19 protein-coding genes are annotated in these 23,852 nt (G+C 74.6%); 16 read left to right on the plus strand and 3 right to left on the minus strand.

Going from position 1 to position 23,852, the window contains the following annotated elements:
• Window positions 1–120 precede the first annotated feature (120 nt).
• Together NX801_RS29115 and NX801_RS29120 are read right to left on the minus strand one after the other, a co-directional pair.
• Window positions 121–1,332 carry a cytochrome P450 gene (locus NX801_RS29115; RefSeq protein ID WP_258790953.1) on the minus strand — a complete coding sequence of 404 codons (1,212 nt, stop codon included), beginning with the start codon at window positions 1,330–1,332 and terminating at the stop codon, window positions 121–123.
• Between the two features lie 48 nt (window positions 1,333–1,380).
• Window positions 1,381–1,620 carry a ferredoxin gene (locus tag NX801_RS29120; protein ID WP_258790954.1) on the minus strand — a complete coding sequence of 80 codons (240 nt, stop codon included), beginning with the start codon at window positions 1,618–1,620 and terminating at the stop codon, window positions 1,381–1,383.
• A gap of 523 nt (window positions 1,621–2,143) precedes the next feature.
• Between NX801_RS29120 and NX801_RS29125 the strand changes: the two genes are divergently transcribed.
• From NX801_RS29125 to NX801_RS29135, 3 genes are all read left to right on the plus strand, one after another.
• The gene (locus tag NX801_RS29125) at window positions 2,144–3,136 is read left to right on the plus strand and encodes an ABC transporter ATP-binding protein (RefSeq protein WP_258790955.1); all 993 of its coding nucleotides are present in this window, start codon (window positions 2,144–2,146) and stop codon (window positions 3,134–3,136) included.
• The gene (locus NX801_RS29130) at window positions 3,133–3,915 is read left to right on the plus strand and encodes an ABC transporter permease (RefSeq protein WP_258790956.1); all 783 of its coding nucleotides are present in this window, start codon (window positions 3,133–3,135) and stop codon (window positions 3,913–3,915) included. The genes NX801_RS29125 and NX801_RS29130 overlap by 4 nt, the downstream gene beginning before the upstream one ends.
• Window positions 3,916–4,216: 301 nt before the next feature.
• A complete protein-coding gene (locus NX801_RS29135; protein WP_258790957.1) occupies window positions 4,217–5,269 on the plus strand; it encodes an NAD-dependent epimerase/dehydratase family protein in 1,053 nt (350 codons plus the stop codon).
• 21 nt (window positions 5,270–5,290) lie between these two features.
• Here NX801_RS29135 and NX801_RS29140 read toward each other — a convergent pair whose 3' ends face one another.
• A complete protein-coding gene (locus tag NX801_RS29140; protein ID WP_258790958.1) occupies window positions 5,291–6,478 on the minus strand; it encodes an amidohydrolase family protein in 1,188 nt (395 codons plus the stop codon).
• 264 nt (window positions 6,479–6,742) lie between these two features.
• Here NX801_RS29140 and NX801_RS29145 point away from each other — a divergent pair, with 264 nt between their 5' ends.
• The 13 genes from NX801_RS29145 (at window position 6,743) to NX801_RS29205 (ending at window position 23,671) form a co-directional block, all read left to right on the plus strand.
• Window positions 6,743–7,264 (plus strand): ribonuclease FAU-1 family protein, encoded by a 522-nt coding sequence (locus NX801_RS29145; RefSeq protein ID WP_258790959.1) that lies wholly within the window; start codon window positions 6,743–6,745, stop codon window positions 7,262–7,264.
• Between the two features lie 144 nt (window positions 7,265–7,408).
• Window positions 7,409–10,486 carry an FAD-binding and (Fe-S)-binding domain-containing protein gene (locus NX801_RS29150; protein WP_428986265.1) on the plus strand — a complete coding sequence of 1,026 codons (3,078 nt, stop codon included), beginning with the start codon at window positions 7,409–7,411 and terminating at the stop codon, window positions 10,484–10,486.
• 246 nt (window positions 10,487–10,732) lie between these two features.
• Entirely contained in the window at window positions 10,733–11,935 is a 1,203-nt protein-coding gene (locus tag NX801_RS29155) for an MFS transporter (protein ID WP_258790961.1), read from the plus strand.
• Window positions 11,936–12,331: 396 nt separating this feature from the next.
• Window positions 12,332–13,063 (plus strand): phosphoribosylaminoimidazolesuccinocarboxamide synthase, encoded by a 732-nt coding sequence (locus tag NX801_RS29160; RefSeq protein ID WP_258790962.1) that lies wholly within the window; start codon window positions 12,332–12,334, stop codon window positions 13,061–13,063.
• Window positions 13,056–13,865 (plus strand): SDR family oxidoreductase, encoded by an 810-nt coding sequence (locus NX801_RS29165; RefSeq protein ID WP_258790963.1) that lies wholly within the window; start codon window positions 13,056–13,058, stop codon window positions 13,863–13,865. The genes NX801_RS29160 and NX801_RS29165 overlap by 8 nt, the downstream gene beginning before the upstream one ends.
• A gap of 186 nt (window positions 13,866–14,051) precedes the next feature.
• Window positions 14,052–14,579: a hypothetical protein gene (locus NX801_RS29170; RefSeq protein ID WP_258790964.1), complete on the plus strand. Its 528-nt coding sequence runs from the start codon at window positions 14,052–14,054 to the stop codon at window positions 14,577–14,579.
• Window positions 14,576–15,769: an MFS transporter gene (locus tag NX801_RS29175; RefSeq protein ID WP_258790965.1), complete on the plus strand. Its 1,194-nt coding sequence runs from the start codon at window positions 14,576–14,578 to the stop codon at window positions 15,767–15,769. Before NX801_RS29170 ends, NX801_RS29175 begins: the two co-directional genes overlap by 4 nt.
• 104 nt (window positions 15,770–15,873) lie before the next feature.
• Window positions 15,874–16,779, plus strand: coding sequence for an HAD family hydrolase (locus tag NX801_RS29180; protein WP_309505927.1), 906 nt, complete (start codon window positions 15,874–15,876; stop codon window positions 16,777–16,779).
• 233 nt (window positions 16,780–17,012) lie between these two features.
• Window positions 17,013–17,990, plus strand: coding sequence for a phosphoribosylaminoimidazolesuccinocarboxamide synthase (locus NX801_RS29185; RefSeq protein ID WP_258790967.1), 978 nt, complete (start codon window positions 17,013–17,015; stop codon window positions 17,988–17,990).
• An 89-nt stretch (window positions 17,991–18,079) separates the two neighbouring features.
• The gene (locus NX801_RS29190; protein ID WP_258790968.1) at window positions 18,080–19,108 is read left to right on the plus strand and encodes a beta-ribofuranosylaminobenzene 5'-phosphate synthase family protein; all 1,029 of its coding nucleotides are present in this window, start codon (window positions 18,080–18,082) and stop codon (window positions 19,106–19,108) included.
• A 75-nt stretch (window positions 19,109–19,183) separates the two neighbouring features.
• A complete protein-coding gene (gene purB, locus NX801_RS29195; RefSeq protein ID WP_258790969.1) occupies window positions 19,184–20,608 on the plus strand; it encodes an adenylosuccinate lyase in 1,425 nt (474 codons plus the stop codon).
• A 160-nt stretch (window positions 20,609–20,768) separates the two neighbouring features.
• Window positions 20,769–22,535, plus strand: a complete 1,767-nt coding sequence (locus NX801_RS29200; RefSeq protein ID WP_258790970.1) for an FAD-dependent oxidoreductase — start codon at window positions 20,769–20,771, stop codon at window positions 22,533–22,535.
• Window positions 22,535–23,671 (plus strand): NAD(P)/FAD-dependent oxidoreductase, encoded by a 1,137-nt coding sequence (locus NX801_RS29205; RefSeq protein ID WP_258790971.1) that lies wholly within the window; start codon window positions 22,535–22,537, stop codon window positions 23,669–23,671. Before NX801_RS29200 ends, NX801_RS29205 begins: the two co-directional genes overlap by 1 nt.
• The last annotated feature ends 181 nt before the right edge of the window (window positions 23,672–23,852 follow it).

Genomic DNA, 23,852 nt, shown 5'->3' on the forward strand with positions numbered 1-23,852 from the left:
CGCAGAGGCGCGAGGGACACGCCCCCACATGGCGCGCAGGGGGGGAGGCGGGTTGCGGAACGGCTCGGGGCCGGCGGATCGATCCGCCGGCCCCGAGCCGTACCACCTGGTGCTGCCGGTTCACCAGGTCACGGGCAGCGAGCGCACACCGTAGACCGCTTTGTCCGTGCGGTACTCCAGCTCCTCGTACGGTACCGCCAGGCGCAGGTCCGGCAGCCGGCGCAGCAGCGTGCCCAGTGCGATCTGCAACTCGGCGCGGGCCAGCGGCTGGCCGATGCACTGATGGACACCGAAGCCGAACGCGAGGTGACGGCGGGCGTCACGGGTGATGTCCAGCTCGTCGCCGTCCTGGAACACCAGCTCGTCCCGGTTGGCGGCGGACAGCATGCACAGCACCCCCTCACCGGCCCGGATCAGCGTGCCGTCGATCTCCACGTCCTCCAGCGCCGCCCGCGGCAGGCCGAAGTGCACGACGGACAGATAGCGCAGCAGCTCCTCGACCGCGCTCTTGATCAGCTCCGGCTCGGCCCTCAGCCGGGCCAGCTGGCCGGGGTCGCGCAGCAGCGCCAGGGTGCCGAAGGAGATCATGTTGGCCGTGGTCTCATGGCCCGCCACCAGCAGCACCATCCCCATGGCCGCGCACTCGGCCTGGTTCAGCTCACCGCGTGCGACCAGTCGGCTGAGCATGCTGTCGTCCGGCTCGTGCCGCTTGCGCTCGGCCAGTTCGGTCAGATAGCCGTTCAACGTGCCCATCGCCGCCTTGATCTGCTCCGGCGGGGTGCTCAGGTCCACCAGCGTGCTGGTCTGGCTCTCGAAGAACTCATGATCGGCGTAAGGGACGCCGAGCAGCAGGCAGATCACCCTGGAAGGCACCGGCAGGGCGAAATCCCGTACCAGGTCCGCGGGGGAGCCCTTGGCGATCACGCGGTCCAGGGCCTCGTCGACGATCTTCTGGAGTTGCGGGCGCTGGGCTTCCGCACGTTTGACGATGAAGTCGCCGGTGAGCATCCGCCGCAGCCGGGCGTGCTCCGGGTCGTCCAGCCGCAGAAAGCTGGGCTGGGCCTTGGTGAGCAACTGGCGGCGTCCGGGGGAGAGGAAGGGGAATCCCGGCACACGCGCGTCGGCGCTGAACCGCTTGTCCTGCAGGACGGTACGCGTCTGCTGATGTCCTGTGACCAGCCAGCACGGCCGACCGTCCCACAGGCTCACCTTCGTCAGCGGGGCGGCACGGTGGACCTCGGTGTAGGCGGGCGAGGGGGAGAAGGGACAGGCGCCCCGAGGGGCCGGAAGCGTCAGTTCCCGGTCGGTGTCGGCGGAGTGGGCGAGAGTCATATGGCGGGCTCCTTGCACGGACGAGAGCGGGACGTGGGGGGCGGGTGGTCAGGAACCGGCGGTGGCGGTGCCGTCGGCGCCCTCGGGCCGGTGGTCTTCGCGCACGGTGATGGCACCGGCCGGGCACAGGCCGGCGGCCAGTTCCAGGTCGGCGCGTGCGGCCTGCTCGGCGCCGCCCGGGCGCAGCAGGACCAGACCGTCGTCCTCGCTCTGGTCGAAGACGCCGGGGGCTGCCATGACGCACTGGCCGGAGCCGCAGCACCGGTCCTTCTCGACGCGGACCTGCATATCGGGGACCTCCGGTGGAGTGGGAGTTCGGTGGCGCACACGGCCGACCGCATCCAACCCGCTCCCCCTCGTGCACCGCTGGAGCAGTGGTGGTTGGCGCCTTGGGGCCGGTGCTCCCGCCCGGGGCCGCCGGCGGACGGTAAGAGGACTCCTGTCCGGCCGTGCCGCGGCCGCTGTACGGTTCGAAGGGCGTCCCACCGGTGGCAGCGGCGGCGGCACCGCCGCGGCGCGGTCCGCCGGGCACCGCCGCACACTGTCTCTCGCCGGCGCGGCGGACGGTCTGTCCACGCGGAGCCGGATGCTCCGGAGTGGCGGGCGAGTGTGAGCGCGTCGCGGACGCGGGGCTGAGAACCGGCGGGCGAGGTGCGGGCTGTTCCGTGGGGCGGAACACTCGGGGGGTCCGCTTGCCGGGGGAGGGCGGGGTGTCTAGCGTGATCGGCCGGCGGGGTGCGGGAGTCGCCGCCGGTGTGTTCGCTGGTCGTGTCGTGTCGCGTCGTGCTGCGCCGGGAGGTCGTGGGCCGTCATGGAGGACAGTGCGACGGAGGCGGGTCAGGGCGGGCCGGCGCTGGAGTTGCGCGGGGTGGCCAAGCGGTACGGGCCGGTCACCGCGCTGAGCGGGGTGGACCTGGAGGTCGCGCCCGGGGAGATCCTCGGGTTGCTCGGGCGCAACGGCGCCGGCAAGACGACCCTGATGTCCGTCGTGGCGGGGCTGCTCCGGCCGGACGCGGGGCGGGTGCGGGTGCTCGGCAGGGATCCGGTACGGGAGCCCCGCGAGGCCCGGCGCCGGCTCGGGCTCGCGCCGCAGGAGCTGGGCGTCTACCCGCCGCTGACGGTGCGGCAGAACCTGACGTTCTTCGCGGAGCTGGCCGGGCTGCGGGGCCGTGCCGCGAGCCGGCGTGTCGAGGAGGTGGCCGAGCCGCTGGGGCTGACCGGGCTGCTCGACCGCCGGGCCGGGCGGCTCTCCGGCGGGGAGCAGCGGCGGGTGCACACCGGAATGGCGCTGGTGCACCGGCCGGCCCTGCTGCTGCTGGACGAGCCGACGGCCGGGGTGGACGTGGGCACCCGGGAGCAACTCCTGGAACTGGTCCGCGCCATGGCCGCCGGCGGTACCGCCATCTGCTACTCGACGCACTATCTGCCCGAGGTGGAGACCCTGGGCGGCTCCGTCGCCATGCTGCACGACGGCCGGGTGGTCGCGCGCGGGGACGTGAAGGAACTGGTACGGCGCTCCGGCGACAGCGGCATCGAGCTCACCTTCTCCGGCAGCCCGCCCCAACTGGCCCTGCCCTGGCCGGTGGTGCGGGACGGCCGGGTGCTGCGGCTGACCGTGGAGCAGCCCCATCTGGTGGTGGAGCGGGTGATGGGCGCCCTGGGCGCGGCGGCCGGGGAGCTGACCAACCTCCGGATCGCGCAGCCCAGTCTGGAGAGTGTGTTCCTGCGGGTGACGGGGCGCCGGTACGACTCGGAGGGCACCGACGGCACCGACGGCACCGACGGCGGGGAGGGGGCCCGATGAGTGAGGGGTCGTGGGGACGGATCGTCGCCCTGGTGCGGCAGGACCTCAGACTTCAACTGCGCGACCCGGCGCCGCTGGTCGTCCGTACGGCGATGCCGCTGCTGCTGATGGGCTTCATGCAGCCGCTGTTCCGCACGGCGCTGCGGGCGGACCGGGTGGCGGGCGCCACGGGCGCGGAGCAGGCGGTGCCCGGCATGGCCGTCATGTTCACCTTCTTCCTGGTGAACCTGGTGGGCTTCGCGGTCTTCCGCGAGCACGGCTGGAGGACCTGGGACCGGCTCCGCGCGGGGCCCGCCCGGCCCGCCGAGCTCCTCGCCGCCCGGGTCGTCGTCCCGCTGGGCGTGGCGGTGCTGCAACTGGCGGTGGTGTTCCTGGCCGGCGGCCTCCTGTACGACCTGCGGATCAGCGGCTCCTGGCCGGCGCTGGTGGCGGTGGGCGCGGCGCTGGCGCTCTGTGTGGTGATGTTCGGCATGGCGCTGGTGTCGCTGTGCCGGACGGTCAACCAGCTCGCGGTGTTCGCCAACCTCGCCGCGTTGCTGTTCGCCGGCCTCGGGGGCGCGCTGACGCCGCTGTCCGCACTGCCGGACTGGGCACGTCCGCTGGCGCCGGGGATGCCCAGCTACTGGGCGATGCGCGGCTTCAACGCCGTGATCATCGAGGGCGGCGGGGCGGCCGCGGTCCTGCTGCCGGTACTGGTGCTGCTGGGCTTCTCCGCCGGGTTCGCGGCCGTGACGCTGGTGTTCTTCCGCTCCGAGGACCGGAAGGTCGCCTGGTCATGAGGCGGGACCGGCGGGAGACAACCGTCTCGTAGAGAGGAACGCTCGCTGAGCGGAGGCGGGTTGGGGGATAGCGTGGTCGGGTCGGCTCGTCGGGTCCCTCTTCCGTCCGCCGTGTCTCGTCGCACTGTGTCGCGTCGCGTCGTACGGCCCCGCTCGTGCCTTCGCCCACTCGCCCCTCGCCTCCTTGTTCTCCCCGTCTGCCGTCTGCCCGTTCGTCCGCCGGAACGAAGGAGTCGCCCGTGAGGATCCCGGTCGCCGGGCCCGCCCGTCCCGCCCGTCCCGCCCGCCGCCCCCTCGTCCCGTGACCGCCGCCGCGCGCGTCCTGGTCACCGGGGCCACCGGAGCCGTCGGTGGCGCCGTGCTGCGCCGGCTGGCCGCGGCGGGCCACGACGTCCACGGGGCCAGCAGCAACGGCGGCCCGGCACCCAACCAGTGGGCCTGGCGGGTCGGTTCCGAGGAACCGCCCGAGGCACTGCGCGGGCCGTGGCACGCGGTGGTCCACTGCGCCGCCGACACCCGCTGGAACCTCTCGGCCGTCGAGTCGGAACGGGCCAATGTGGCTCCGCTGCGGGCGCTGTTGAAGTGGCTGGACGGCATGGATGGGTCGGAGGGGACGGACGGCATGGACGGGGGCACCCGGCTGGTGCATCTGTCGTCCTCGTACGCGACCGGGCTCACCGGCAGCGTCCTGCCCACGTCCCCGGAGGCGTACCGCAATACGTACGAGTGGTCCAAGGCCGCCGGCGAGCGGCTGCTCACCGCCGAGCGGGCGTCGGTGGACATCGTCCGCTTCCCGATCGTGATGGGCACCCGCCGGGACGGCTTCCTGGACCGGTACAGCGGCTTCTTCTGGCTGCCGTCCTCGCTGTGCACCGGGGCCGTACCCGCGCTGGTCGGGGACGAGAACGCGTACCTGGACATCGTCAGTACCGACGACATCGCCGAGCACGTACGGGAGTTGGTCGAGGGCGACCGGCCCGCCGGGGCGCGGCTCACGGTGCTGGGCGGCGGCGACGGGGCGCCCAGGGTCGCGGAGGCGTTCGACACCATCCTGGACGCCCTGAACGGCTGGCGCGCGGAGAACGGCGCCCCGGCACTCCAGCCGCTGCCCTATGTGTCCGGGCGCCAGTGGAACCGGTTCTATCTGCCGTTCGCGCGCGAGCACCTGGACCGCGCCCAGCTGACCCGGGTCACGGCCTTCCAGGCGTACCAGGGCTATCTCTCGGTCACCGAGCCCTTCGAGGCGACCCACCGGGTGGACCCCATCCTCCCCACCCTGCACCGTTCCATCCGGCGCTGGGCCGAGAGCCACCCGGCGACCGCCCGCCGGGTGCCCCGGCCCTGGCGTCCCTGAAGTCCGCCCGCCGCGCGTGGGTCAGGCGGCGGCGTACGGGCGGCCCGCCGCCATCACCAGGCGTACGTCGCGGAGCGCCTGGAGGTCGTCCAGCGGGTCACCGCCCACCACGAGGAGGTCGGCGCGCAGACCGGGAGCGAGGGCGCCGGTCCGGCCGGCGATACCCAGGGCCCGCGCGGTGCCCGTCGTGGCCAGGTCGATCACCTCGGCGGGGGTGCAGCCGATGTGCTCAAAGAACTCCAGGCTGGACACGAAGCCGTCGAACACGGCCCGGCCCACCCCGGCGTCGGTGCCCGCGATCAGCCGCACCCCGCGCTCACGCATCCAGCGCAGCCGGCCGAACATCTCCTCGGCGCGCTCCCGGCCGATGCGCTCGGCGACTCCGCGCCAGGCGGGACTGGCCGCCGGGCAGACGGCGATGCCCCGCTCCACGATGTCCGCGACGACCTCCTCCCGTACGTCGAAACCGCCCCGCGCCATCCAGGTGCAGTGCTCGATGGTGTCCACCCCGGCGGCGACCGCGGCGACGATCCCCTCGGTGCCGTGGGCGTGCGCGGCGACCGGCAGCCCGGCGCTCCGGGCCTCCGCCACCAGGACGCGCAGCTCCGCATCGGTGAACTGGGCGACCCAGACGGGCGGACCGTCCTTGGTGAGCCCGCCGCCGGTGGCCATCACCTTGATCACGTCGGCGCCGCGTGCCACATTGCGCCGGACCGTCTCCCGGACGGCGTCCGGCCCGTAGGCCTCCCCGCCGAGGAACCAGCAGTGACCGCCGGGAGCCGTCACCGGGGTGCCCGCCGTGAGGATGTGCGGCCCGGGCAGCCGGCCGGCGGTGATGTCGTCGCGCAGGGCGGCGGCCAGCCCGTCGCGGTCGCCCAGGTCCCGGACGGTCGTCACCCCGGTGCTCAGCAGCCGGCGCGCCCGCTCGGCCATGTCCCGGCGCAGGGTCTCGGCGGAGGCGTCGCGCAGCGACCCCACCGGGTCCGGGCCCCCGTCGAACACCAGGTGCACATGGCCGTCGATGAGCCCCGGCAGCAGGGTGCCGTCCGGGAAGGCGTAAGCGGTGGCGGAGCCGGAGGCGCGGGCCCGGACGTCCGCGTGGCGGCCGGCGTCGACGATGACACCGTCCCGGACGAGCACCGCCCCGTCGTCCAGCCGCCGCCCACCGGGGCCAGTGATCATCCAGCGGGCGGAGACAAGTGCTTCCATGGGATTCTCCTGTGCTGTCGGGGCCGCGTTCCGGAGGTCGCGTTCGGGGGCGGGATCCCGAGTGGATCACAGCCCGGGGCGCGGGGCGACGGGCACCACCCGTTCCGCGCCACCTTCACCCGCTGACGGAGAGCGGCGGATCCCGGTACGGCATACGGCTGTTGGCGTGACGGGACGGGGTGGCGGTGATCGCCGGCGGAGGGCCGGTTCGGTACGCTGCGTGCGCGATCGGAGCAGGCTTCACCGAGGAACCGGGGCAGTGAGATGCGGCAGTTCGTGGATGTGGTGCTGACCAAGGCCGGCCGGGTCAAGATCCGGTACCGGGCCGCGCTGCTGGGCGACGACGGGAGCCGGGTGTCGGTGGTGGCGCCGTGGTCGGCGCCGGGCGTCCGGGACTTCGGGTTCGTGCGGTTCGAGCCGGGCGACCAGTTCACCGAGCACTACTGGCGGGACCGCTGGTACGCCGTGAAGGAGGTCCGGACCGGGGACGGGACGCTGAAGGGGTGGTACTGCGACATCACCCGGCCCGCCGAGGTGAGCCCGGCCGGGGGAGGGAGCGACGCCTCCGGGCCGGCGGGGCCCGTGGAGATCGTGGTGGAGGACCTGGATCTGGACCTGTGGGTCTCGGCGGACGGCTCCGAGGTACTGCGCCTGGACGAGGACGAGTTCGCGGCGAGCGGTCTGGCCGGGCGCGATCCGGAGGCCGCCCGGCAGGCGATGGCCGCGCTCGACGGCCTGGAGCGGCTGGCCAAGGACGGCGGGCTGCCCGGACTGCTGGAGGGGTAGGAACCCCGGCCGGATGCCGGATGCCGGATGCCGGATGCCGGATGCCGGATGCCGGATGCCGGATGCCGGGTTGTCGGAGATGTCGGGCGCCGGGTGCCGACGGGGGGCTGTCCGGGGCCCGCTGTCGTGGAGGTGCTGTTCGGAATGCCGGGGGCCGTCCGGCCGTCGCGGGTGGCGGCGGGAGCGGGTCGCGGCCAGGAGCGGGCTGAGGAGCTGACGTACACGGTGACGGCGGAATTCCGGGGGCCCGCGGGGGCCCGTGCGGCGGAGGTGACCCGGGCGCTCGGCGCGGCGGACTGCGGGGAGGTGGCGGGCGACCCCGGGCGCCGGGCGCAGTACGCGGCGGACGCCTCCAACTACCGGCAGGTCCCGCTGGCCGTGGTCTTCCCGCGCGAACGGGCACATGTGCTCAACGCACTCGCGGTGTGCCGGGAGTTGGCGGTGCCGGTCACCGCCAGGGGCGCGGGCACCAGCACCTCGGGCCAGGCCGTCGGCGCGGGCGTGGTGCTCGACTTCTCCCGGTACTTCAACCGGCTGCTGGCGCTCGACCCGGAGGCCAGGACCGCCACCGTGGAGCCGGGAATCGTCCTGGACGACCTCCAGCGGGCGGCGGCCGGGCACGGGCTGCTCTTCGGCGCCGATCCGTCCACCCACAGCCGCTGCACCCTGGGCGGCATGATCGGCAACAACGCCTGCGGCACCCACTCGCTGGCCTGGGGCAAGACCTCGGACAATGTGGTCGAGCTGGAGGTGGTCACCTACCGGGGCACCGTCGTCCGGCTCGGCGGGACGACCCGGGAGGAGATCGACCGGATCGTCGCGGCGGGCGGCGAGCGGGGGCGGCTGGTGGGGGAGCTGCACCGGCTGGCACGGGACGAGCTGGCCACGCTCCGCACCGAGTTGGGCAGATTTCCCCGGCAGGTGTCGGGCTACGCGCTGGAACACCTGCTGCCGGAGCGCCGGTTCGACCTCGCCCGCGCCTTCACCGGCAGCGAGGGCACGCTCGGACTGGTGCTCTCCGCCACCGTCCGGCTGATCGCCCCGCCACCCGCGCGCACACTGGTGGTGCTGGGCTTCGAGGACGCCTACGCGGCGGCGGACGCCGTGGTGCCGCTGCTGGCACACCGGCCACTGGCGCTGGAGGGCCTCGACCAGGCGCTCACCGACGTGGTGACCCGGCCGGAGACCCGGGCCGCCATCGACACCCTGCCCGCCGGCCGGGCCTGGCTCTTCGCGGAGCTGGGCGGCGAGGCGGCCGAACTGCCCGAGCGAGCCGCCGCGTTGGTGGAGACCGCCGCCGAGGCGCCCGGGAACACCGGGGGGCTGGTCATCGGGGACCAGGCCCGTGCCCGGCGGCTCTGGCGGATCCGGGAGGACGGCGCGGGCCTCGCCACCCGCCGCCCGGACGGCTCCGAAGCCTGGCCCGGCTGGGAGGACTCGGCGGTGCCGCCCGAGCGACTCGGCTCCTATCTGCGGGAGTTCCGGGCACTGATGGCGCGGTACGGCTACCAGGGCGCCGTCTACGGGCACTTCGGCGAGGGCTGTCTGCACGTTCGGATCGACTTCGACCTCACCACTCCGGAGGGCACCGCCGCCTTCCGCGCCTTCTCCGCCGAGGCGGCCGACCTGATCGCGGCCCACGGCGGCTCGCTCTCCGGCGAACACGGCGACGGCCAGGCCCGCTCCGCGCTGCTGCCCCGGATGTACTCGCCCCGGGCCATGGCGCTCTTCGGGCGGTTCAAGGACATCTGGGACCCGGACAACGGGCTGAACCCGGGCATCATCGTCCGTCCGCTCCCGGTCGACGGCAATCTGCGGATCCGCCCCGACCGGGAGCCGCTGCCGCTGGTCACGGTCTTCGCGTACGACTCCGACGGCGGCGACTTCGCCCGCGCCACCCGCCGGTGCGTGGGGGTCGGCAAGTGCCGCACCGCCGACCACGGCACCGGGGTGATGTGCCCCAGCTACCGGGTCACCCGGGACGAGAAGGACTCCACCCGGGCCCGCGCCCGGCTGCTGCACGAGATGACCCGGGGCGACCTCCTCACCGACGGCTGGCGCTCCACCGAGGTACGGGACGTGCTCGACCTCTGCCTCTCCTGCAAGGGGTGCGCCTCGGACTGCCCGGTCGGGGTCGATGTGGCCACCTACAAGGCGGAGTTCCTCCACCACCACTACCGGGGGCGGCTCCGGCCCGCCCCGCACTACAGCATGGGCTGGCTGCCCGCGCTCGCCCGCTGGGCCTCCCGGGCGCCGGGCCCGGCCAACGCGCTGCTGGCCTCCCGGCTCGCCCCGCTGGTGAAGCGGCTGGGCGGGATCGCCGCCGAGCGGGAGCTGCCGCGCTTCGCCGACCGGACCTTCCTCTCCTGGTTCCGGCGGCGCGCCCCCGAGGGGGACGGGCGCCGGGGGCCCGTGGTGCTCTGGGTGGACTCGTTCAACAACCACTTCACCCCGGAGGTGCTCCGCGCCGGGGTGACCGTGCTGGAGGACGCCGGCTTCACGGTGCGGGTGCCCGGCGGCACCCAGTGCTGCGGGCTCACCTGGATCACCACCGGGCAGCTCGGGGTGGCCCGCCGGGTCGCCCGGCGGGCCGTCGCCGCCCTCGCGCCCGAGGCGCGCGCCGGGGTGCCGGTGGTCGGCCTGGAGCCCAGCTGCACGGCCACCCTCCGGTCCGACCTCCCCGAACTGCTGGGCGGGGACGAGCGGGCGGCGGCGGTCGGCCGGGCCACCGTGACGCTCGCCGAACTGCTGGAGCGGCGGGCACCGGACTGGGACGCACCCCGGATCGGGGCCCGTTCGCTCAGCCAGACCCACTGCCACCAGCACGCCACCTCCGGCTATGGCGCGGACGCCGCCCTGCTGCGCCGGATGGGCGTCGACAACACCGCGCTGAACTCCGGATGCTGCGGGCTGGCCGGGAACTTCGGCTTCGAGCGCGACCACTACGAGGTCTCGGTGGCGGCCGGCGAGCAGGTGCTGCTGCCGGCGGTGCGGGCGGCCGGGGCGGAGACGTACATCCTGGCGGACGGGTTCAGCTGCCGGACCCAGATCGCCCAGCGGACCGACCGCCGGGGCACCCATCTCGCGGAGCTGATCGCCGGGGCGCTGCGCCCGGCGGCGGGGGAGGCCCCCGGGACCGGCAAGGGGACCGGGACCGTGGCCGGGAGCGGGAACGGCGCCGGGACCGGGAACGAGTCCGGGACCGGGTTCGGGCGGGAGTAGCACTCCTGTCCCGGGTTTCACCCCGCTGTCTCGTCTTCACCCTTGACGCGTGATCCGGCCGGGAAGAAGACTGGTCGACTGTTCCGTGATCTTGCGTCACACGATCTTGTGTTCCGTGGCCGTGGCCGTGGTGTATGCCGTGCCGGGGGATCGTCCCGTCCCGGCTCCCGGTGGATCTCCGCCCGGTGGTCCCGTCGGCGTGCGGGGCCCGGGCGCCCGTCGGGCCCGTCGTGAGGAGGACCCCGTATGCCCTACTTACCGGTACTGCGACGCCCGTCGGTGGTCCGGCTGCTCACCGGCAGCTGGGTGGGCCGGCTGCCCTCGGCGATGGCCGCCCTGGCGGTGCCGCTGGCGCTGCGGGAGGCGGGAGCGTCGTACGGCTTCGTCGGGCTGGCGGCGGGCACCTTCGCCATCGCGGCGGCGGTGGGCGCCCCGCTGGTGGGACGGCTGGTGGACCGGCGCGGCCAGACCATGATCCTGCTGGTCACGGCCGTGCTGGCGGCGGTCGGCTTCATCACCGTGGCGACCGTCCCGGACAGCCGTCCGCTGGTGCTGTTCGGCGCCGCCGTGGCGGGCGCCGCCACCCCGCCGCTGGAGCCGTGTCTGCGCGCGCTGTGGCCGGATCTGGTCCCCGCCGACGATCTGGAGTCCGCCTACGCCCTGGACTCGAGCGCCCAGGAGCTGGTCTTCGTCGCCGGTCCGCTGGCGGTGGCGGCGACGGTGGCCGTGGCCTCGCCCGCCGTGGTGCTCTGGGTCCAGGCCGCGCTGGGCATCGCCGGAGTGCTGGTGGTGGCCACCGCCGGGCCCTCCCGGCGCTGGCGGGCCGCCACCCGGTCCACGGACTGGCTCGGGCCGCTCCGGGAACGGGGCCTGGTGCTGCTGCTCGTCTGTCTGGCCGGGGTCGGCTTCGCCATCGGCACCCTGAACATCGTCGTCGTGCACTACGCGGAGGGGCGGGCCTTCCCGGGCGGCGCTCCCGGACTGCTGGCGCTGCACGCCGGCGGCTCACTGATCGGCGTGCTGATCTACGGGGCGCGGCGGTGGACGGCCGCGCTGCCGCTGCGCGCCCGGCTGCTGTCCCTGGGGCTGCTGCTCGGCTACTCGCTGCTGATCCTGGTGCCGCCGCCCCCGCTGATGGCGCCGCTGATGGTGCTGACCGGGCTGTTCCTGGCGCCGCTGCTGGCCACCACCTTCATGCTGGTGGGCGAGCTGGCGCCGGCCGGCACCACCACCGAGGCGTTCGCCTGGCTGATCACCCTCTTCGCCTCGGGCACCTCGCTGGGCTCGGCGGTCACCGGCGCGGTGCTCCAGCGGGGCGGAGAGCACTGGGGAGCCGCCCCCGGCGCCCTGGGGATCTCGGTCACGGTGCTGCTGCTCCTGGCCGGGCGCCGGGCGCTGCGGGTGCCCGGGGCGCCGGTGTCCCGAGCGGTGACCTCCGAGGTGGGATGAGGCGGGGTGAGGTGATGCGGGGGCGCGCCGCAGGCGCCTGGGACGGCGATATTCGGCCGTTCTGCATGGTGTTCGTCAGAGCCGTCCCGGCTGTTGACGGTCACTCAGTGGCATGACTAGGGTGCGATCTCTGTGCGGCGCGGGCCCCGGTACGGGGCGCGGCCACCTCTTCTCCGGCCGGATGTCCAGACATCTGCATATCGGTATATCGAGTACGGCGATTTACTCCGTCGGCCTGGCGTGCTGCGTCGTCTGTCACGCGGTCGGAACGGAACGTTTCTGAACAGTGCTTCCCCGCCCGGGGCTCCGGGACGGGACCGCTGCCATTCCTCTTCAGGGCCGACGGGTTCGCACCGTGAACCAGAATGGACTCGAGACGTGCGTGACGTACAAGGCGTGCCTACGAACGTGTACACGGACGTGTACACGGAAGTGCTGTCCCGGACGCCCGACATCTCCGGGCACAGCAAGAAGGTCTGGCTCCTCGACTCCGGGACCTGCCTGGTCGAACTGATCCCCTCGCTCAGCAGTTTCACCTACAGTCGTAATGAACTGATCGACGGCACCGGTGAGTTGCGGCTCGACTTCTTCGAACACGTCTCCGGGCGGCTGGCCGCTGAGGGCGTGCACACGGTCTTCCGGGAGCGGACCGGACCGCTCACCTATCTGGCCGACTACCGCCCCTCGCCGCCCTTCGAGGTCATCGTCAAGAACCGGGCGACCGGCTCCACCATGCGCAAGTACCCGGGACTGTTCACCGAGGGGCAGCGGTTCGAGCGGCCCGTGGTGAAGTTCGACTACCGCGTCGACCCCGAGGACCAGCCGATCGGGGAGGACTACCTGCGGCTGCTCGGCATCGACGTGGAGGCGTTCCGGGACGCGGCACAGCGGTGCAACACCGTGCTGCGGAGGCTGCTGGAGCCGCTGGACCTCTGGGACTTCTGCCTGATCATCGCGCCCGACGAGGAGCACGGACTGGTGATCAACTCCGAGATCTCGCCGGACTGCATGCGGCTGCGTTCCGGGGCGGGCGAGTGCTACGACAAGGACCTCTTCCGGCAGGGCGCGTCCGGTGAAGAGATCATCAAGCGCTGGACCGAGCTGATGCGGCTCGTCACCCATGCCTGAGGCACCCGGAGCGGACGGGAGCGGTCCCGGGGCCGACGGGGGTGCCCCCGGGGCGGACATGGGCGGTCCCGGGGCGGCCGGGCGCGACGGTGTTTCCGGCCGGCGGGGCTCCGCGCGGCAGCGGCTGGCGCTGGTGACCGGGTCCAACCGGGGGACCGGCCGGGCCGTCCGTCAGCGGCTGGTCGCGGACGGGTTCACCGTACGCTGCCTCAACCGGAGTTCCTGCGCGGACCATACGGACCCGGTGGTGGCCGATCTGGCCGACGGCGGGGCGGCGTCCGAGGCGGCCCGCGCGGTGCTGGCGGACGCCCCGGCCCTGGATCTGCTGGTCCTCAACGCGGTGGCCCGGGGGCTGGGCCGGGTGGACGAACTGTCGCCCGAGGACTGGGACGAGGCGCTGGCGGTCAACCTCACCGCCACGGTACGGATCATCCAGGCGGCGCTGCCCCTGCTGCGGGCGGCCGGCGGGCACATCGTGCTGATGGGCTCGCACGCCGGGGACCGGCCGTTCGAGGGCGGCCTCGCGTACTGCGCGACCAAGGCGGCGCTGCGGTCGGTGGCCGAGGTGCTGCTGCTGGAGGAGCGGCCCAACGGGGTGCGGACCACGCTGGTCAACCCGGGCGCCATCCGCAACTTCGACGACGACTTCTCGGAGTACAAGATGAGTGTCGAGTCGGTGGCGTCGGTGGTGTCCTGGGTGGTCGCGGCCCCGGCCGACACCGTGCTGGGCGAGGTCGAACTGCGGCCCGCCCGCCTCGCCGCCCCGCCTTCGGTGGGACTCGACCGGTTGCAGCATGTGTGACGGGGTGCGCACACCGGGGCCGGGGCGGGCCCGCGTCTCCGGGGTGTGTCCGGGGCGGCCGTACGTCTCCGGGGTGTGTCCGGGGCGGCCGTACGTCTCCGGGGTGTGTCCGGGGCGGTCGTACCTCTCCGGGGCGGACCCGGCCGGGACCTCTTACGGGACCCCTTATTCGACGGGAGTGTTGTGATGGTGCCGCACAGCTTCGTCACCGACTGGAACCCGGAGTCCGGGGTGCTGACGGCGGTCCCGTCCGGCGCCCCGGCCACCGGCGGCCCCCCGCCCGGAGCGGCTGGGGGCCTTGGAGCGGCCGGAGTGCCGGGGGCGGCCGGGGGCCCCGGAGCAGCCGGGGTGGCCGGACCCGACGGATCGACCGGAGCGGCCGGGGATAATCCGGTCGGGTTCCGGGCGGTGGCGTCGGTGGCCTTCGCCGCCGACGGGGAGGTCTGCGCGGTCGACGTGCCGGACCTGCCCGAACGCCTCACCCCGGCCATCCCCCGGGCCCACGGCGCGGAGTCGGTCGGATACGCCTGGCTGGACAACGGCTGGCTGTGGATTCCGCTCACCGGCGACCGGGCCGACCGCCGGCGCTCCGGGCTGGCCGAGGTCGAGGTACGGCTGCGCAGCGCGGAGGTTACGGGTCTGTTCCTGCGCTTCCTCGACGAGGAGCCCGGGGCGTCCGGTGACCGGGGCACGGCGGAGGAGACCGTCAGGTGAGTTACGCGGCACTGCTCGGCCGGCCGGCCGTTCCGGTCGCCCTCGGCGGCGCGCTGCTCGGGCGGCTGCCGACCGCCATGACGGCGCTCGCCATGACCCTCACGCTCCGCGCCCATGGCGCCGGCTTCCGGTTCATCGGGGTGGCCACCGCGGTGCTCGCCGTGGCGGGCGCGGCCGGCGGACCGGCGCTGAGCCGGCTGGCCGACCGGCGGGGCCAGACCCGGGTCCTGGTGGCCGGCGCCCTGGTGTCCGCCGGCGGCATTCTGCTCGTCGCCCTGGCGCCCGCCTCCCGGCCCGCTGTGCTGGCGGGCGCCGCGCTCGCCGGGGCCGCCGCCCCGCCGCTGGAGCCGTGTCTGCGGGCACTGTGGCCGGTGCTGGTCGGCCAGGAGAACCTCCAGCGGGCGTACGCGCTGGACGCGGCGGCCCAGGAACTCGTCTTCATCGGCGGCCCGTTGCTGGTCTCGGCCACCGTGGCGCTGGCCCCGCCCGAGGCGGCCGTGGCACTCTCCGCCGCCCTCTGCCTGGCGGGCACCCTGGTGATGGCGGGTTCCCGCCCCTCCCGGGAGTGGCGGGGCAGTCCCGGCGGCGGTGACTGGCTCGGGCCGCTGCGCAGCCGGGCGCTGATCCTGCTCTTCCTCGGACTGGCCGGGGCGGGCTCGGCCATCGGCGGCCTGAACATCGTGGCGGTGGCCTATGCCGAGCGGCACCCGCTGCCCGGCGGGGCGGGCACCCTGCTGGCGCTCTCCGCCTGCGGCGCGCTGATCGGCGCGGTGCTCTACGGGCGGAGCCGGTGGAGCCTCGCCCCGACGGCCCGGGCGGTGCTCTTCGGCGCCGGGCTGACCGTGACGTACCTGCTGGTGGCCCTGATGGCCCCGGTGCCGGTGATGGTGCCGGTCTGCCTCTCCACCGGCTTCTTCCTCTCCCCGCTGCTGGTGGTCTCCTTCTCGCTGGTGGACGCGCTGGCCCCGGCGGGCACCGTCACCGAGGCGTTCGCCTGGCTGATTACCCTGCTCACCACCGGTACCGCCCTCGGCTCCGCGCTCGCCGGGTACGTCTCGGACCTCACAGGCCCGGGCCCGGCCGCCGCCGCCACGGCGCTCTGCGCCCTGCTGGGCACCGGCTTCCTGCTGCTCTGCCACCGGCTGCCGGAGAGCGCCCGGCAGCGGTCCGAGGCCCCGGTGGCCGGATGAACCGGGGCCGCGCGGACGGGACTTCGGGACCCGGGGCTCCCGGAGCCGGCACTTCCGGGGCCGGGGCCTGCGGAGGCGGGGCTCCCGCTGCCGGGGTGCGCGGTGTGCGGGCCTCCACCGCCGGGGCCGCTGGTTTTGGGGCCTTCGCCCCCCGGGCCCGGCTGCTCGCCTGTGATCTGGACGGCACCCTGCTGGACTCGGCGGGCCGGCTGCCGGAGCCCGTCTCGGCCGCGCTCTTCGCCGCCCGGGACGCCGGACTGGCGCTGGCCGTGATCACCGCCCGGCCACGCCGGGACGTGGAGCCGGAGGTGACCGGCCGGGTGCCCGGCTCGGCGTACTGGGCGTACAGCAACGGGGCGGTGATCCACCCGCCCGGTGCGCCCGTGCCCCGCAGGGTGACCGGCTTCGCCCCGGACCGGGTGCGGTCGCTGCTGGCCGCCGTGCGTGGCGCCTCCGCCGCCTGGTCCTGCGCGCTCGACCTGGTGGACCGCACGGTGACGGTCGATCCGTTCCCGCGCGCCGCCTCGGAGCACTGGAGCTCGGTCGTGCGGTGTGCCTCGGCGGACCGGCTCGCCCTGCCGGACCGGGTGCCCAAGCTGCTGGTCCACACCGGTACCGGCTGCGGTACGGCCGAAGTGGCCGCGGTCCAGCGGGCGGTGGGCCCCCGGGCGGCGGCGACCGCCTCGGGCGGCGGCTTCGTGGAACTCGTACCGCCCGGCACCGGGAAGTCGGCGGCGCTGCGCTGGCTCTGCGCCGACCTCGGGATGGACCCGGCCGACGCGGTGGCCGCCGGGGACGGGCTCAACGACCTGTCCATGCTGCGGCTGGCCGGGCTGGGGGCCGCCCCCGCCAACGCCCACCCGGAGGTACGGGCGGCCGCCGATCTCGTCCTGCCGTCCAACGACGAGGCCGCGGTGGGCGCCCTGGTCGGACTGCTGCTGGACGGCCGCGACGGGGCGCGCGGCCCGGACGACCCGCCCCGGGGGCCGCTGCCATCCGCCCCGGAGTGAGACCGCCGGACGCGGTGTGATCCGGTGCCGGTCGGCGGGTGTCACATCCGGCGGCCCTCGATCGTCTTCCCCTGTGGAGCGGGACGGACGGCCGGGCCGGACGGCCGGGCCGGACGGCCGGGCCGGGCAGCTGTGTTGGGCAGTCGTGCCGGGCAGCCGTGACAGGCGGTCGTGACGGACCGCCGTGACGGACGAGGGAGAGCGGTCGTGACGGACGAGGGAGAGAGGCGTCGATGAAACGCTGGTCCACCAAGGATCTGTACACCCTCGCCCCGCCCGCCGACGGCCGGCCCGGTGACGCGATCCTGACCTTCACGGACCGCTACTCCGTCTACGACCACGGGATCATGCCGGACGAGATCCCGGGCAAGGGCCGGGCCTCCTGCGCCATGGCCGTCCGGTCGTTCGCCCTGATGCGGGACGCCGGGATCGCCACCCACTTCGTGGACCAGGTCTCCGAGAACGCCATCCGGATCAAGCTGCTCCACATCGACTTCGCGGGTGGCGGCGGCACCGGCCCCGGCGCCATGGTCCCGCTCCAGGTGGTCTACCGGAACGCGCTGCCCAAGGAGTCCTCGGTGCACCGCCGGATCGCGGCCGGCCGGCTCGACCCCGCCCTGGTCCCGGAGCGGACCGGGCCCGGCTCCCCGTGGCTGGCCGAGCCGATGGTCGAGTTCACCACCAAGTTCGAGGAGACCGACCGCTTCGTCACCCGGGAGGAGGCGGCGGCCGTCGGCGGGGTGGGGCCCGAGGACCTGGCCCGGATCGAGAAGCGGACCCGGCGGCTCGCCTCGGTGCTCACCGCCCACTGCGAGACCGTCGGCCTCACCCTGGTCGACGGCAAGGCGGAGTACGGTTTCGACGGGGACGGCGAGTTGATCGTCATCGACCACGCCGGCACGCCGGACGAGAACCGCTTCTATCTGGACGGGATCCCGGTCTGCAAGGAGCTGCTGCGCTGGCTCCACCCGGAGCTGCGCGAGCGCGTGCAGGGATACATCCGGGACGGGCTGCCGCGGGAGCGGTGGCCGCGCCCCCAGCCGCTGCCGGCCGCCACGGTGGCGGCCACCTCGGCGGTCTATGCCGCGCTGGCCGGGGTGTGGGGCGGACCCTCCGCCGCCGCGACCGAGCGATTGCGCACCGCCGTACGGGAGTTCACCGAGGCCACCGAGGCCACCGGGGCGGCCCTCGGGGATCGGACCGGGCTGTGAGCGCCCCGGCGCGCGGTGCGGCCGGTGGCCGGGAAGCCGGTGGAGCGGATGCCCGGGACGGCCGGGGACAGCAGGGAGGAGGGGCGACCGTGGAACCGGGCGCCACGGCCGGAGCCGTACGGGTGACCGCCCCGGCCCGGCTGAGCTTCACCCTGATCAGCCTGGACTCCACCTCGCAGCGCCGCAACGGCATCGCCGCCATGGCGGTGAACCGCCCCGGCCTGGTCGCCGAGGTACGGGCCGCCGGCGGGGGCTCCGGCGGGGTCACCGAGGTCGGCGGCACGGCCGAGGAGACCACCCGGGAGGTCGCCGCCGCCGTCGAGACCCTGCGCACACTCTGGGACGGGCCGCCGGCCCGGATCGTCATCGAGCAACCACTGCCCCAGCACAGCGGGTTCGGCTCCAAGACCAGCACCCTGCTCGCCATCGGCCACGCCTACGGCCGGCTCTGCGGCCGGGCGGCGCCGCCCCGGGAGCTGGCCAGGATCCTCGGCCGGGGCCGCACCTCGGGGGCGAGCACCGGACTCGCGGAGACCGGCGGCTTCCTGGTGGACGGCGGCCACCGCAACCCGCCGGACTTCGCCCGGGAGCCGCACATGTACCTGCGGCCCAGCCGGTTCGCCCAGGACGTGGCGCCGCCCCGGCCGGTGGTCCGGCTCGACTTCCCGGAGTGGCCCGTCCTGGTGCTGCTCACCCGGGGCCGTCACCTGGGCGGCCGGGAGGAGCTGGAGTGGTTCCAGCGGGTGACCCCGATCCCGCCGGAGGAGTCCTGGCGCACCTCGCACCTGGTCTTCATGGGGCTGGCCCCGGCCGTTCTGGAGCGGGACTACGAGGCGTTCTGCGCCGCCGTCGACGCGATCACCTTCACCGGCTGGTTCAAACAGGCGCAGATCGCCTTCCAGGGCGAGGCCGTCACCGCCGTACTGGAGGCCGGCCGCGCGGCCCCCTCGGTGGACGCCATCGCGCTCAGTGTGACCGGCCCCGCCTGCTTCGCCTTCACCCGGCACCCCGAGGCGGCCCGGGTGTGGGCGACCGACCTCCAACGCCGCGGGCTGGTCAGCGACTTCTGGTTCACCAAGGCCGACAACGACGGCATCACCACCACCCCGCTGCCCTGATCCCCCCGGATCCCCGCCCCCTGCCCCCTGATCGAGGAAAGGCCGAGTGACCCACGTGACCCGGAGAGCGGTGCGATGAAGGCGAACATCCCGGACGTGCTGGCGGCCCGCTACGCCTCACCGGAACTGGTCGGCCTCTGGTCGCACGAACACAAGATCCTGTTGGAACGGCGGCTGTGGCTGGCCGTGCTCACCGCTCAGCGGGAACTGGGCATCGAGGTGCCCGACGGGGTCGAGGCCGACTACCGGCGGGTGACCGACGAGATCGACCTCCCCTCCATCGCCCGGCGCGAGCAGGTCACCCGGCACGATGTGAAGGCGCGGATCGAGGAGTTCAACGCCCTCGCCGGCCATGAGCACATCCACAAGGGCATGACCTCCCGCGATCTGACCGAGAACGTCGAGCAGCTCCAGATCCGGGACAGCCTCCTCCTGGTCCGCGACCGCTGTGTGGCGCTGCTGGCCCGGCTCGGCCGGCTCGCCGCCCGTCACAGCGGCCTGGTGCTGGCGGCCCGTACCCACAACGTCGCCGCGCAGACCACCACCCTGGGCAAGCGGTTCGCCACCGTGGCCGAGGAGGTGCTGATCGCCTTCCGCCGGCTGGAGGAGCTGCTGGAGCGCTACCCCCTGCGCGGGATCAAGGGCCCGGTGGGCACCGCTCAGGACATGCTCGATCTGCTCGGCGGAGACCGGGAGCGGCTGGCCGGTCTGGAGGACCGGATCGCGGCCCATCTCGGCTTCGCCCACCGCTTCACCAGTGTGGGCCAGGTCTACCCCCGGTCGCTCGACCACGAGGTGCTGAGCCTCCTCGTCCAACTGGCCGCCGGCCCCTCGTCGCTGGCCCGCTCCATCCGGCTGATGGCCGGCGACGAGCTGGTCACCGAGGGGTTCGCCGAGGGACAGGTCGGCTCTTCGGCGATGCCGCACAAGATGAACTCCCGTTCCTGCGAGCGGATCAACGGTCTGATGATCGTCCTGCGCGGCTTCGGCTCGATGGCGGCCGAACTCTCCGGCGACCAGTGGAACGAGGGGGACGTCTCCTGCTCGGTGGTGCGCCGGGTGGCGCTGCCGGACGCGTTCTTCGCCTTCGACGGAATGCTGGAGACCCTGCTCACGGTGCTCGACGAGTTCGAGGTCTTCCCCGCCATGGTCGACGCCGAGCTGGAGCGCTATCTGCCCTTCCTGGCGACCACCAAAATGCTGATGGGGGCGGTGCGTTCGGGCGTCGGCCGGGAGACCGCCCACGAGATCATCAAGGAACACGCGGTGGCTGCCGCCCTGGACATGCGGGCCGGCGGCGGCGACAACCGGCTGCTGGACCGGCTCGCCGCCGATGAGCGCTTCCCGCTGGACCGGGCCGGGCTCGACCGGCTGCTGGCCGATCGCCTCGGGTTCACCGGAGCGGCGGGCGAACAGGTGGCCGCGGTGGTGGACCGGATCGAGGCGGTGACCGCCCGCCACCCCGAGGCGGCGCACTACAAGCCCGGCCGGCTGCTCTGACCCGTACGGCCGGAACCACCGCCCCGGACACCGTCCCGAGCCAGCGCCGAAGCCGCCGCCCGGACACCGACCCGGGCCACCACCGAAGCCGCCGCCCGGACACCGTGCAGACCCATGCGAACCATCCCGTCACCGCCCCGGAAGAGGACAGGCAGGCCCCGTGCGAGACGACAGCGACGACAGCGAGGCACGCGAGACACACCACTGCGGCGAACGCCAGACCCACCAAGCCGGCGAGGCGGGCGAGGGCGACGGCAGCGGCACTGACAGCGGCTTCGACACCCTGGTCATCGGCTCCGGCGGCGCCGGGCTGCTCGCGGCCTGCCGGGCCGCCGACGGCGGGCGGCGGGTGCTCGTCCTGGAACGCACCCCGCTGCTCGGCGGCACCACCGCCGTCTCGGGCGGCATGGTCTGGGTGCCGAACAGCTCCGTGATGCGCGAGCACGGCATGCCCGACTCGGCCGAGGACGCGCTGCGTTACCTGGAGCTGGTCACCGAGGGCGCCGTCGAGCGCCGGCGGCTGGAGCAGTATGTGGCGACCGCCCCCGAGGTGGTCGACTATCTGCACGCCAAGACACCGGTCCGGCTCTTTCCGATCGACCGGCCCGACTACCACTCCGACTGGCCGGGGGCCCGGGACGTCGGCCGCACCCTGGACAATGTGCCCTTCCCCACCGCCGGCCGCCCCGGGCTGACCGACCGGATCCGGCGCGGCGCGCACTTCGACGCCGTCACCTACGACGAGCGCCACCGCTGGAACACCCCGGAGCTGTACGACCACGAGCTGGTGGCCCGCCGGAAGGCCGAGGGCGTACTGACCGTCGGGGCCGCCCTGGTGGCGGGGCTGGTGGCGGCCTGCGACGAGCGCGGGGTGGAGTTCGCCACCGGGGTACGGGCGCGGGAGCTGCTGATCGAGGACGGCCGGGTGACCGGGGTGCGCGCCGAGACCGCCGGGGGACCGGCCGTGTACCGGGCGGCTGCCGGAGTGATCCTGGCCAGCGGCGGCTACGAGTGGGACGAGCGGCTCAAACGGGCGTTTCTGGGCGTGCCGGACACCCGCCCGGTCAGCCCGCCCTGGAACCACGGCGACGGGCTGATGATGGCCCTGGCCGCCGGGGCCGCGCCGGCCGGTCTCTCCCAGGCCTGGTGGGTACCGGCGGTGGCCGATCCGTCGGAGACGTACGACGGCCACCCGCTCTTCCGGCACCTGGTCGCCGAGCGTTGTCTGCCGGGCTCGGTCATCGTCAACCGGCAGGGCCGCCGGTTCGTCAACGAGGCCGTCAACTACAACGACATCACCAAGGCGTTCCTCGCCTTCGACCCCACCACCCACGACTACCCCAACGCCCCCGCCTGGCTGGTCTTCGACGAGGCGTTCCGGCGGCGGTATCCGATCGCCTCCGCCCGCCCCGCCGACCCGGCGCCCGACTGGTTCGAACGGGCCGGTTCACCCGCCGGGCTGGCCCGCCGCCTGGGCGCCGACGAGGCCGGACTCACCGCCACCCTGGCGGAGTTCAACCGCCATGCCGCGTTGGGCGAGGACCCCGCGTTCGGGCGCGGAACCACCAGCCACGACCGCTACTACGGGGACCCCCGGCACACCGGCGGCCCCAACCCCTGTCTGGGCCCGCTGAGCGAACCGCCCTACTACGCCGTCCCGGTCGGGCCCGGGATGATCGGCACCAAGGGCGGCCTGGTCACCGACGCCGGCGGCCGGGTGCTGCGCCACGACGACACCCCGGTCCCGGGGCTGTACGCCTGCGGCAATGTGGCGGCCACCACCATGGGGCCCGGCTATCCGGGCTCCGGCGGCACCCTCGGGCCCGCGCTGGTCGGCGGCTACCTCTGCGGGACCACGGTCGGCGGCTCCGGGGCGGTGGCCGGAGTACCCGGGGCACCGGGCGGCGGCCGGAGCGGGGCGGTGTGATGCGCGCGGTCGTGGTCGGCGCCGGCTCGATCGGCGGCTGTGTCGCCCTCAACCTGGCCGAGCGGGGCGCCTCGGTCGTCCTGGTGGACGGCCAGGATCCGGCCGGCGGGCTCTCCGCCCATGGCTTCGGCTGGGTGAACGCGGTGGACGACGGCTCCGACGCCTACTTCGCGCTCACCTCCGAGGGGCTGCGGGCCCATGAGCGGCTCGCCGCCCGCACCGACGGCGAGCCCTGGTTCTTCCGGACCGGCAATCTGCACTGGGCCGACAGCGCCGAGGGGGCGGAGGCGCTGGCCAGGACCGCCGAGGGGTACCGGGTCCGGGGATATCCGGTGGAGGAGTACGAACCCGGGCGCGCGCTGCGGGAGTTGCAGCCCGGTCTCGCCCTGGAGCGGGCGGTGGGTCCGCTCGTCCACTACCCGGCCGACGCCCATGTGGTCAGCTCCCGTTTCGTCGCCGCCGTCCAGGAACGCTGCCGGGCGCTGGGAGTCGATGTCCGCACCGGGACCCCGGTGACCGGACTGCTCGGTACGGAGCCGGTGCGCGGGGTGATCCTGGCGTCGGGGGAGCGGATCGAGGCGGACACCGTCGTCTGCTGCGCCGGGCGCGGCACCCGGGAACTCCTGGCCCACGCGGGCGCCGGCGTACCGCTGGTGGAGCCCGGGGACCCGGGCCCGGTCACCCCGGGGCTGCTGGTGCGCACCACCCCGGTCCCGGTCCGGGTGCGGCGGGTGCTGCACGCCCCGGGGCTGAGCCTGCGGCCGCACAGCGGCGGCCGGCTCGTGCTGCACAGCCATGACGTGGACCATGAACTGGACCCCGGCCGACCCGACGTGGCCGAGCAGGGCCGCCGGGCCGCCCGGCGGGTGCTGGAGCGGCTGGACACGGTGCTGCCGGGCGCCGGGGCCGGGGTGGCGGTGGAGTCCGCGTACACCGGGATCCGCCCGATGCCGCTGGACGGCCGCAGTGTGCTGGGCCCGGTGCCGGGAGCCGAGGCGCTCTATGTGGTGGTCACGCACAGCGGGCTGACCCTGGCACCGGTCCTGGGCGAACTCGTGGCGGGCGAGGTGCTGGGGCAGGTCTCGCCGCTGGCGGCCGAGTTCCGGCCGGAGCGCTTCACCGCCCGCCCCGCCTGACGGGCGGTCCGCCCGGGCCGACGCGCCTGGCGGGCGTTCCCGGGTGGCAGCCCGTGCACCGGACGGGCGGCGGCAGCCCGTACGCCGGACGCCCCGGGGCCGGTCCGCGCACCCGGCCTCCGGAGCGGCGCGTACGCCCGGTGGCCCCGGGCGGCAGCCCGTACGCCGGACGCCCCGAGCC

Origin of the sequence: Streptomyces pyxinae (assembly GCF_024756275.1) — a bacterium.
Taxonomy (GTDB): Bacteria; Actinomycetota; Actinomycetes; order Streptomycetales; family Streptomycetaceae; genus Streptomyces; species Streptomyces pyxinae.